Consider the following 11,330-nt stretch of genomic DNA (forward strand, 5'->3'; position numbering starts at 1 on the left):
AGAATATTAAAAACACTTTCTAAACATAAATAAAATTTAAAATTATGATGGAACGCCGTGTGCGGTGAAAGTCGCATGCACGGTGTGGAGCAGGGGAAAAGGTAGAGATAAATTCAAAGCCTTACCTATTGCTATAAAATAAAGATACTTTTATAACAGTAATTCCATCAGCTGGGAATTATATTCCAGGGGAAGCTGAAGAAAAAGTCTTTATAGCTTTGATGAAAATTATGAAACAGAGAGGTATGCCTAGAAAGTTTATAGTAACATCTAAAGAATTGAAAGAGGAGTTAAGTTTAAATACAGGAAGATATATAGCAATTGTTAAAGATGCTTTATTAAGATTATCTTCAACAACGTACAATTTTAAAAATACTATGTATTCAAGTGAGAAAAAAACAGTTTTATCTGAAGAAGTTCAAACAGCTATAATGTCCTTAAGAATTCTAAGATTAGAAGATAAAAATAATATTAAAATCAAAAAAGAAATAAATGATAATAGAGTTAAAGAAGTTTATGAAATTTGTGTTTCAGACCACTTTTATAATAATATCGTCACCAAAGGATATTTAGTTTATAATTCTGACATTTTATTGAGTATAGATACAAGCACAGCTCGTACAATCTATATGCTTATTGAAAAATTAAGATTCAATGAATTATATTTAAAAATAGATACATTATTTTTAATTAAAAGAATTCCTTTAAAATATTCAAAGAGTCATATGAGTAGAACTATAAAAATACTTGAAAGTAATTTACAAGAATTGAAAGATAAAAATTTAATTGAATCTTTTAGTTTTATAAAAGAAAGTACATGGGAAAAATCAGAAATAGAAATCTATTTTAATGAAGAAACTATAAATGAAAAACAAGAGAGATTTTTTGATGATTTAAATGATTTTAAAAGAATTTCTACATCACTTGCAATCTCAGATACGGAGCATGACTTATTAGTTGTATCAAATGAAGAAGAGTACCCTTTTGAAGTTACTAAGGAAATGATAGAAAAGATTTTTAATATTTTCCCAACAATAGCAAAAAAATTAAAATCAATGCCAAAGACAATTTCAGATAATATAGAAAGATATGGATTTGAAAAAGTTATGAAGGCAGCACTCTATTTATCAAAACAGAAAAATCTTAAAAGTCCAAGAGCTTATTTTTTAAAAGTTCTAGAGAACAACTGGGCAGAAGATATAATATTACAATCCAAAGTTTTAGAAAAAGACAATATAGAAATAATAGAAATGGTAGATGAAGATAAAGTTGTACAAAATTATGAAAGAGAATTAAATTATTATAATTCTCTTTCCGAAGATGAGAAAAATAATTTAGATGAAAAAGTTTATAAAGCATATATATTAGAATGTGGTGAAGAAACTAAAATTCAGAAACTAGCTTTTGGAGCAGCTAAAAGAAAATTAATAGGTGAGTATATTTTAAAAAATCAGTTGATAATAGATGAGAGTATAGTTGAAAAAATAGATCAAAAATTAGAAGAGGAGCAAAGTATTTTAACTAATATAATTCTTTTTAATGAATATATAAGCAAGAGTATAGATATTTATAAAGTTGTACTTGATTTATCAGACGAAAAAATAATAGAATTAAAAAAAGAAATTCTTTTAAAACTAAATAGAAAATTTATTTTAAACAATTTAACCATAGAAGATATAGATAAAACTATAGCAGAGAAATTGAGATAGGGAGGGAATAATGGGAAAAATTATAAGTATAAAAAATAATAAAGGTGGAGTAGGAAAAACTTTCTTTACAGCACAATTGGCATCTGGTTTGGCTTATTTAGAAAAAAAAGTTTTAATATTAACCTCAGATTCTCAAAATAATTTATTTAATTTTTTATATGATGGATCTAAACAATTTAAAAATGGCTTAAAAGAAGAAGTAAAAAATGGAACAGGAGAGTATTTTAGATTAAGAGATAATTTATTTTTTTTACCATTAGAAGATAATAAATTTTCAAGTCAGTTTTTAAAAGACCTACCAATATATTTAGAGAAATGTAAAAAAGAGTACGATTATATATTAATAGATAGCACGCCAGTATTAAAGTTGGATAAGGTTTTTTTAAATGAGAGTGATGATATTGTGATTATTGGATTTGCAGATGAGGTAACAATAGAAGGAATGGTTAATTTATTAAATGAAATTGATATAAAAAAAGTCTTATCAATAGTTATAAATAAATATAAACCAACTTTAGTTCAAACAAAATATTATCAAATATTAAAAAATGATTTAAAAGATTTAAATATAAATTTTCCAGAACCAATTCAAAATTTATCTTTTATAGAGCAGATTTTAGATAAAAAGAAAACAATTTGGGAATATAATAACAAAGAAGCTCAAGCAGTTCAGAATGTTTTATTAGAAATTATAAAAATCTTAGAAAAAAGATAACTAAGTACCAACTTGGTACTTAGTAAAAACTTGGAGGGGAAAGTTGAAAAAAACAAATATAACGAATAGATTAAAAGAGCAGTTACAAGAAAAAGGAAAAAAAGAAGAAACTATAGTAGTTGACAAAGCAATAACAGAAGATGAATTAAAAGATGTATTGGATTTAGAAGTAATTAACTCTATTTCAGAAGATAAAGACCTAGTTAAATTTTTAAAAGAAAACACTTTAAAGTTATTTAATATACAAGCTAAAAGTGTAATTTTAATAGGTGAAGTTTTGACAGATGTTTTTGAAAGGCTATCAAAACAAGGAAGTTCTGAAGGTGTTTATGAAAAGTGGCTAAAGTTAAATAACTTTAATAAGCAAACAGCTCTTAGATATAGAAAACGATATTTTGTTTTTAATGAAGCAAAAGAAGAGAGCAAAAATATTGTACTTACATTATCACAAAACATAATAGATAAAATATACGAAAATAAAGAGTTTATAGAGCTTTTAAATAATGGAATATCTAAAAGAGAGTTGATAAATAATATAAATGCTAAAAATATTGAAGTTAAGGAAGAAAATTGGAATTTAATAGATTTTTCTTTTAAGGATTATATAAATTTATTTTCTGATTTTGACAAGAAAATAGAAACTTTAAAAGAAAAAGAAAAACTAGAATTACAAAAATATTTAGAAAAAATAAATAAAATTTTAAATAAATAAATCTTCATAAGGGGGATTAAAGGTGGCAGAAATAAAATTTGAGATTATTGAAAATTTAGGAACAATTGGAGAAGGTGCTAAAGGATGGAAAAAAGAAGTTAATATAATTTCTTGGAATTCTAGAAAACCAAAAATAGATATTCGTGATTGGGATGAAGATCATGAGAAAATGGGAAAAGGGATAACTTTGTCTAAAGATGAATTAATAGCATTGAAAGAAATTTTAGATTCAATTGATATAGAAAACTTAGATATGTAAGGGTGCTTTTAGCATCCTTTTTATTTTGTCTTCTTACTATTTAAAGACCCTTAAAGACTATTAAAGACTATTAGAAAAAAACTAATACCATTTTAGCCTAGTAAATTCAATGGTCGAAAGGGGATAGCGTAAAATTATAATATGTAAATTGTAGTAACATAATATGTAAATTGTAGTAGTTATAATATGCTAATTGTAGTGAATATAATATGTAAATTGTAGTAAAAAGTATAATATGTTTTTATAAAAATAACATATTATGATATAATTAGTTATTAGATATTATTTGAGGTGAAAAATGGGGAAAATTGGATTCAATAAACAGTTAAATAGACTACCAATATACTTTGAAAAAGAGATTTTTGTAAATGCTTTCGGGTGGCTATTAAAAGAGTTTAATAAGTGGAATAAAGGGTTAGAGATAAAAGATAGAGTTATCACAATAAAGAAGCGTGAAATATGGGAAGCTTCTACAACTAGACCCTATACTAAAGAGGAGTTTAGTGAGTTCATTCGTGGTTTAACAGTTTCGAAAAGATATGAAATTGATAAAGAAAAAGGTTATGGAATATCTGGAAGTATATTTGTAACTCAAGAAATTGATGATGAAACTTTGAAGATAGAGATACCCTCACTGTTTATTCCTTTTCTTTTCTATAAACATGATATTCACATAATAGATAAAGCCAATAAGAAAGAACCTCTAACAGTTAAAGAGTTAGACTATTGGGATAATGAATTAAAACATAAAAAACAGGAGATACTGCTATTAGAAGATGCAGAGTTAAAAGGCATAAATGGAAAGTATGCTAAAAGATTGTATATGTTGTTGAAACAGTTTGAAAGTACAGGTTATTTTGTGATGGAAATACAGCAATTTAGAGATGTACTAGAAGTTCCAATAGCTTATACATTAGGTCAAATGAATCAACAAATTATTTTAAAAGCTAAAGCTGAATTAGAAAAGAAAAAGATATATAGATTTCCTGAAGAAGTAAAAGGAAAAGGACGTAGAAAAATAGAAAAGATAGAGATTTATTTTGCTATTTATGAAGAAACACCTAAAAAGAAAAAGTTAGACTTAACTTTGGAAGATGAGATGAAAGCTAGAGAGATACTTCAAAATCAAGGTATTGGATATGAAATCCTAAATGAGCAGAAGAAGAAATCACCTAGCATTTATATAAAAACTTTAAAGTCAGTATTGAAGAAATAAAGATTAAGCCATTTCTAAATTGTTATTTTGAAAGTGGATTAATCTCTCTTGAAGGTGTTATTTGTAAAGGCTTTATGATATAATAAAGCTTGAATTATAATTAAATTGAGTAACTTTATATTATTATTAGATTATAAAGTTATTATATATAAATGGAGGAAGAAAAATGTCGAGTATAGTACAAAGAGCTGAACTGCAATCACAGATTTGGAAAATAGCCAATGATGTTCGTGGTTCAATAGATGGATGGGATTTTAAGCAGTATGTTTTAGGAACGTTATTTTATAGATTTATTAGTGAGAACTTCTCTAACTACATTGAGGCTGGAGATGATAGCTTTAAATATGCAGATTTAAATGATGATGTTATAACAGAGGATATTAAAGAGGATGCAATAAAAACAAAGGGATATTTTATTTATCCAAGCCAACTGTTCATTAACATTGCTAAAAATGCAAACACTAATGAAAGCTTAAATACAGATTTAGCAGCGATATTTTCAGGAATTGAAAGTTCTGCAAACGGTTATCCTTCTGAATCAGATATAAAAGGATTATTTGCTGATTTTGATACTACAAGTAATAGATTAGGAAATACAGTTAAAGATAAAAATAGTCGTTTAGCTGCTGTTATTAAAGGTGTTGAAGGTCTTAACTTTGGAGAGTTCCAAGACAATCATATAGATCTATTTGGTGACGCATATGAGTTTTTAATCTCTAACTATGCAGCTAATGCAGGTAAATCTGGTGGAGAGTTCTTTACACCTCAAAGTGTATCTAAGCTTATTGCAAAATTAGCAACACATAATCAAAGCAGTATCAATAAAATTTATGACCCAGCTGCTGGATCAGGTTCACTGTTGCTACAAGCTAAGAAGCAATTTGATGACCATATTATTGAAGATGGTTTCTATGGACAAGAGATTAATCACACAACATATAACCTTGCTCGTATGAATATGTTTTTACACAATGTAAACTATGATAAGTTTGATATAGCATTAGGAAATACTCTTTTACATCCAGAGTTTAGAGATGAAAAACCATTTGATGCTATTGTATCAAATCCACCATATTCAGTTAATTGGATTGGTAGTGATGACCCAACTCTTATCAATGATGAGCGTTTTGCCCCTGCTGGAGTATTAGCACCTAAATCTAAAGCAGACTTTGCTTTTGTTCTTCACTGTTTAAATTATCTTTCTAGTAAAGGTCGTGCTGCTATAGTTTGTTTCCCTGGAATATTCTATCGTGGTGGAGCAGAGCAGAAAATTAGAAAGTATCTAATTGAAAATAACTTTGTTGAAACAGTTATTTCGTTAGCACCTAATCTTTTTTTTGGTACTTCAATAGCTGTTAATATACTAATTCTTTCTAAGCATAAACCCGATTCTAAAACTCAATTTATAGATGCTAGTGGAGAGGATTTCTTCAAGAAAGAAACAAATAATAACATCTTAACAGAGGAGCATATTGAAGAGATTCTAAGAATATTTGATACTAAAGAGGATATTGACCATGTTTCAAAATCTGTGGATAATTCTAAAATAGCTGAAGAGAACTACAATCTTTCTGTAAACACTTATGTAGAGCAAAAAGATACAAGAGAAATTATAGATATAACAGAACTAAATGCTAAGATAAAAGCAACGGTAAGCAATATAGACAGGCTTCGTATTGAAATAGATAAGATAGTTTCAGAGATTGAGGTGGAATAAAATATGATTTTAGAAAATAAACTTAATATTACTAGCCAGATAGAGCTTTCAAAAGTGGAAGAGAAAATTAGTAAACAAAAAGCTAAGCAACTCTTTGACTCTGGAGATATTAATAAAGTTCAGATAGGAACGTTTGAAGGACTTCAATACATTCACAAATATCTATTTGAAGATATTTATGATTTTGCTGGGAAAATAAGAAAGGTTAATATAGCTAAAAATAACTTTCGTTTTGCACCACTAATGTATCTTGAGCACTCGTTAAAATATATAGATACTATGCCTCAAACAACATTTGAAGAGATTATTGAAAAATATGTTGAGATGAATATTGCTCACCCTTTCCGTGAAGGGAATGGAAGAGCAACTCGTATATGGCTTGATTTAATATTAAAAGAAAATATTAAGCAAGTAATTGATTGGAATTTAGTAGATAAAGATGAATATCTATCAGCTATGGAGAGAAGTGTTATTAAAGATATTGAGATTAAATATCTTTTAAAGCAGGCTCTTACGACTGAAATAGATGACCGTACTCTATTTATGAAAGGTATTGACGTTAGTTACTACTATGAAGGCTACAGCGAATATACTACAGAGGAGGTCTAAGATGAGTAAGTTACAGCAATTAATAGATGAACTATGTCCTAATGGTGTTAAATGGGTATCGTTAGGAGATGCTTGTAAATTTGTAAGAGGTCCATTTGGAGGATCGTTAAAAAAAGAATGTTTTCAAAATACAGGATTTGCTGTTTATGAACAACAGCACGCTATTTATGGTAAATTTGAATTTAGATATTTTATTTCTCAAGAAAAATTTAATGAATTAAAAAGATTTGAAGTTTCTCCAAATGATTTAATAATGAGCTGTTCAGGTACAATGGGAAAAATATCAATAATACCTTTAGACGCACCGAAAGGTATTATAAATCAAGCTTTATTAAAATTAACAGCAAATAAAAATATTGATATGAAATATTTAAAATACTTTTTTGAAAATACCATTACTAAAGAAATGAATGATAATGCAAGAGGTGGAGCAATAAAAAACGTTGCATCAGTAGATGTTTTAAAAAGAATATTAATCCCCCTACCACCATTACCAGTACAAGAGGAGATTGTGCGTATTTTAGATATATTTACAGAGCTTACAACAGAGCTTACAACAGAGCTTACAATGAGAAAACAGCAGTATGAATATTATAAAAGAAATTTATTGACATTTGGAAAAGACGTTTCATTTTTTCCGTTAAGAGCGTATGTAAATTTTATGAATGGAAAAGGTCATGAGAAAGTTATAGATGAAAATGGAAAATACATAGTTGTAAATTCAAAATTTATTTCTTCAGATGGGGATGTAAAAAAATATTCCAATGAACAGCTAACCCCAATTTTTGTTAAGGATATATTGATGGTAATGAGTGATCTACCTAACGGAAAGGCTCTTGCAAAATGTTACTTTGTTGATAAGAATGATACTTACACATTAAACCAAAGAATTTGTTCTTTAACAGTAACAAATAGTAAAGAGATTGAACCAAAATTTTTGTATTATTATTTAATGCGTAATCAACAATTATTGAAGTATGATAATGGAGTAGATCAAACAAATTTAAAAAAAGATCAAATTTTAGATATTGTTATTCCGAAAATACCATTAGCCAAGCAACAACGCATTGTTGATATTCTCGACCGTTTTGATGCTCTTTGCAACGATATTTCACAAGGCTTGCCTGCGGAAATCAAAGCAAGAAAACAACAATATGAATACTATAGAGATAAACTACTTACATTTAAAAAGTTGGAGGTTTAATTTTAGATTTTAGAGGAGATTTTCTCCTCTTTTTTTCTTGTTTGTAATATTTACAATATTTATAAGATTTACGGGTTCTGAATCCCTAATAAAATCAATGGGTAAAGTGGGTACTCAACGGAAAGTTTCCTTACTTTAGCGGAAAGAATCCTTATCTCAACGGAAAAAATCCTTACTTTAACGGAAAGTTTCCTTATTCCAACGGAAAAAATATATTTCAATATTTCCGTTAATAATATATAATATACTTAAGATTATTTTAAGGAGATGATAAGGTGAATTTGAAGAAAATTTCGTTAAATAAACCAAATGAACTTATTGAACTTGTGGGAACACCAATATCTAACTTAGGAAGTTTGACATATAACTATATTTTGCATAAAGCACAATTTTTAAAGTCAAATATAATTGAAATATCGGCATCAGAAGTATTTACAGCATTAAGTATGTCTGAAGATAAAGAAGAATTAATCAAAGTATTAATAACATTAACAGAAAATAGAATTGTAAGTAAAGATTCAAGAGGAAAAGTTTGGGGAGTTTTTAATTTATTATCTCAGTGGGAAGAGCAAAGTGGAATATTTGTTATTCATTTAACAGAAAAGATATATGAAACTGTTATTGATCAAAAAGATTTGTATTATACTACTATTCAATTGATTGAGCAAAAATCATATAAATGTGTATATTCAATTATCTTCTATGAAATCTTTAAGAAATATGAAAAAGTTAATCTTCCAATTTTTAAAATAGAGGAATTAAAAGACCTAACGCATACTAAGTCTAAATATAAATCTGTATATGATTTTAAGAGATATGTATTAGATAAAGCTTTAGTTGAAATAAATGAAAAGAATAAGCAATATGATTATTCTTATACTGAAATTAAAGTTGGAAGAAAAACAAAAGAAATAAAATTCCTTAGATTAGATAAAGGTGTTATCGAGGTTAAAGAAAATAGTATGTCTGAGAAGCTCTTAAAGGCTGTTTTAAAAGCTCGTAAGAATATTTATGTGGATAGTGCTTATTCACAAAAGGCTATGGATAAATTAGTTTTAAAGTATTCTGAAGCAGATATTATAAAAGGACTAAATGAATTGTATAAATATAATTATGAAATAGAAAATTTTTCTAAGATTTTAAACTCTAAAATTAAAGATATAATAGATTCTAAAAAAGTAAAAGTAAAAAAAGAACCTATGAGAATAGTAGAACCAGAAATTGAAGTTTCAGAAAAAAGTGAACTTGATATTGAAAAGGAAAGATTATCATTAGTAATATTAAATAGCAAACTTCCAATAAGAGAAAGAATAATACTATTTGGAGAACTATCAATAATTGAGGATATGAAAGCTCTAAAAGAACTTGAAAAGAGGATTAAATAGAAAGTATATTCATGTTATAATATTTAAAGATGAGGTGATAAAATGAAAATCAATAAAGAAAGTATTTTATCTATTTTAAAAGCATTGGATAAAGAAAAATATTCAATTTTAGAAATTGGATTATTTGGAAGTTATGCTAGAGAAGAAGAAACTGACAGCAGTGATATAGATATAATTGTTAAAATAGAGTTTAAAAAAGGTATGTATAGAAATTTTTGTGCTTTACAAGAGGAGTTAGAGAATACATTTGGAAAGAAAGTAGACTTAGTTGAAAAAAGTGTATTTGATTATAAATTTAAAAACCCAGATGTAAAAGACTATAAAGAAAAGGTAAAAGAAGAAATATTAGGAAGTGTGATATATGTCTAAAGCCAAAAGAAATATAATACAGTTTACTTATGATGTTGAAGAGTTTATTGAGTATATTCAAGAGGAGATGACAAATAAGTCATTTAACGATTTTGCTTTAGATAAAAAAAGCATTGGGTATATAGAAAGACAGTTGGAAAAAATAGGAGAAGCTATTACTCAAATACAAAAATTAGATAAAGATATTTTAACTAAAATCTATGATAATAAAAGTTATTGGGAAGGAATAAAAGGAGTTAGAAATAGATTGATACATGAATATTGGGGGACTAGTATTCAAATGATTTATGAAATCTCAGTAGATGAAATGGATGAATTGTTAGATTATATAAAAAAAATAAGAGAGCTGGAAAAAAATTAAACAAACTTAAAAACAAAGGGGAAAATCTTATGGCTGAATATAAACCAATTACAGAAACCAATAACTTTATAGTTTTAGATAAATACAACAAAATAGCTCAACAAGGTGTAAGTTATCAAACTGAAGCTCAATTAGAAGAAGAACTTATAAAAGACTTACAAAATCAAGGTTATGAATACTTACCTAAGCTTATTAATACAAAAGAGATGTTAAAAAACATTCGAATACAACTAGAAACTCTTAATGAAGTTAAATTTCTAGACTCTGAGTGGAAAAGATTTTGTGAGGAGTATTTAGATAAACCAAGTGACAACTATATAGATAAAACTCGTAAAATTCATGATGATTATATTTATGATTTTACCTTTGATGATGGTCGAATTAAAAATATTTACCTTGTTGATAAGAAAAATATGAGTAGAAATAAGTTGCAGGTTATTTCACAGTTTGAACAAAAAGGAACTCAAAGCAATCGTTATGATGTGACCATATTAGTAAATGGATTACCTTTAATTCAAGTAGAACTAAAGAAACGTGGAATTGCTATTCGTGAAGCATTTAATCAGGTTAATAGATATACTAAAGAGAGCTTTAATGCTGATAACTCTTTATTTAAATATCTTCAGATTTGTGTAATTTCAAATGGTACAGATACAAGATACTTTGCTAACACTACTAAGAGAGATAAAAATAGTTTTGACTTTACTATGAACTGGGCAAAATCTGATAACACTCTGATTAGAGATTTAAAAGATTTTACTGCAACGTTTTTTCAAAAGAATACGCTATTAGATATACTGTTACACTACTCTGTTTTTGATTCTAATAACATACTACTAATTATGAGACCTTATCAAATAGCTGCAACAGAAAGAATCTTATGGAAGATAAAAAGTTCATATTTAGCTAAAAAGTGGAAGACTCTTGAAAGTGGGGGGTATATCTGGCATACCACAGGATCAGGAAAAACTTTAACAAGTTTTAAAGCTGCACGTTTAGCTACAGAGTTAGATTTTATAGATAAGGTATTCTTTGTTGTAGATAGAAAAGATTTAGATTATCAAACAATGAAAG

At 26.9% G+C, this 11,330-nt stretch carries 12 protein-coding genes; all 12 read left to right on the forward strand.

Annotated features, from left to right (window positions below):
• The first annotated feature begins 245 nt into the window (after positions 1-245).
• A complete protein-coding gene (locus ACRC8M_RS03620; RefSeq protein ID WP_438527904.1) occupies positions 246-1,709 on the forward strand; it encodes a hypothetical protein in 1,464 nt (487 codons plus the stop codon).
• A 10-nt stretch (positions 1,710-1,719) separates the two neighbouring features.
• Positions 1,720-2,424: a ParA family protein gene (locus ACRC8M_RS03625; RefSeq protein ID WP_438527905.1), complete on the forward strand. Its 705-nt coding sequence runs from the start codon at positions 1,720-1,722 to the stop codon at positions 2,422-2,424.
• Positions 2,425-2,467: 43 nt separating this feature from the next.
• On the forward strand, positions 2,468-3,136 hold the full coding sequence (locus ACRC8M_RS03630) for a hypothetical protein (RefSeq protein WP_438527906.1): 669 nt from the start codon (positions 2,468-2,470) through the stop codon (positions 3,134-3,136).
• Between the two features lie 22 nt (positions 3,137-3,158).
• Positions 3,159-3,395, forward strand: a complete 237-nt coding sequence (locus ACRC8M_RS03635) for a YdbC family protein (protein ID WP_438527907.1) — start codon at positions 3,159-3,161, stop codon at positions 3,393-3,395.
• Between the two features lie 298 nt (positions 3,396-3,693).
• On the forward strand, positions 3,694-4,611 hold the full coding sequence (locus ACRC8M_RS03640; RefSeq protein WP_438527908.1) for a replication initiation protein: 918 nt from the start codon (positions 3,694-3,696) through the stop codon (positions 4,609-4,611).
• Between the two features lie 166 nt (positions 4,612-4,777).
• Complete coding sequence (locus ACRC8M_RS03645; protein ID WP_438527909.1) at positions 4,778-6,328, forward strand: type I restriction-modification system subunit M; 1,551 nt, start codon at positions 4,778-4,780, stop codon at positions 6,326-6,328.
• Between the two features lie 3 nt (positions 6,329-6,331).
• Entirely contained in the window at positions 6,332-6,937 is a 606-nt protein-coding gene (gene fic, locus ACRC8M_RS03650; protein ID WP_438527910.1) for a protein adenylyltransferase Fic, read from the forward strand.
• A gap of 1 nt (position 6,938) precedes the next feature.
• Complete coding sequence (locus ACRC8M_RS03655; RefSeq protein ID WP_438527911.1) at positions 6,939-8,141, forward strand: restriction endonuclease subunit S; 1,203 nt, start codon at positions 6,939-6,941, stop codon at positions 8,139-8,141.
• A 275-nt stretch (positions 8,142-8,416) separates the two neighbouring features.
• A complete protein-coding gene (locus ACRC8M_RS03660) occupies positions 8,417-9,526 on the forward strand; it encodes a hypothetical protein (RefSeq protein WP_438527912.1) in 1,110 nt (369 codons plus the stop codon).
• A gap of 42 nt (positions 9,527-9,568) precedes the next feature.
• Positions 9,569-9,895, forward strand: a complete 327-nt coding sequence (locus tag ACRC8M_RS03665; RefSeq protein WP_438527913.1) for a nucleotidyltransferase family protein — start codon at positions 9,569-9,571, stop codon at positions 9,893-9,895.
• A complete protein-coding gene (locus tag ACRC8M_RS03670; protein WP_438527914.1) occupies positions 9,888-10,256 on the forward strand; it encodes a HepT-like ribonuclease domain-containing protein in 369 nt (122 codons plus the stop codon). Before ACRC8M_RS03665 ends, ACRC8M_RS03670 begins: the two co-directional genes overlap by 8 nt.
• A gap of 29 nt (positions 10,257-10,285) precedes the next feature.
• On the forward strand, positions 10,286-11,330 hold a 1,045-nt coding region (locus ACRC8M_RS03675; protein WP_438527915.1), incomplete at its 3' end, for an HsdR family type I site-specific deoxyribonuclease.

The organism is Cetobacterium sp. (assembly GCF_051653945.1).
Lineage (GTDB): Bacteria > Fusobacteriota > Fusobacteriia > Fusobacteriales > Fusobacteriaceae > Cetobacterium_A.

What these genes read in the sequence shown, in the direction of transcription:
- fic (WP_438527910.1), top strand. Translation starts at nt 6,332, where the DNA reads ATGATTTTAGAAAATAAACTTAATATTACTAGCCAGATAGAGCTTTCA.
- ACRC8M_RS03620 (WP_438527904.1), top strand. Translation starts at nt 246, where the DNA reads ATGCCTAGAAAGTTTATAGTAACATCTAAAGAATTGAAAGAGGAGTTA.
- ACRC8M_RS03625 (WP_438527905.1), top strand. Translation starts at nt 1,720, where the DNA reads ATGGGAAAAATTATAAGTATAAAAAATAATAAAGGTGGAGTAGGAAAA.
- ACRC8M_RS03645 (WP_438527909.1), top strand. Translation starts at nt 4,778, where the DNA reads ATGTCGAGTATAGTACAAAGAGCTGAACTGCAATCACAGATTTGGAAA.
- ACRC8M_RS03665 (WP_438527913.1), top strand. Translation starts at nt 9,569, where the DNA reads ATGAAAATCAATAAAGAAAGTATTTTATCTATTTTAAAAGCATTGGAT.
- ACRC8M_RS03670 (WP_438527914.1), top strand. Translation starts at nt 9,888, where the DNA reads ATGTCTAAAGCCAAAAGAAATATAATACAGTTTACTTATGATGTTGAA.
- ACRC8M_RS03655 (WP_438527911.1), top strand. Translation starts at nt 6,939, where the DNA reads ATGAGTAAGTTACAGCAATTAATAGATGAACTATGTCCTAATGGTGTT.
- ACRC8M_RS03640 (WP_438527908.1), top strand. Translation starts at nt 3,694, where the DNA reads ATGGGGAAAATTGGATTCAATAAACAGTTAAATAGACTACCAATATAC.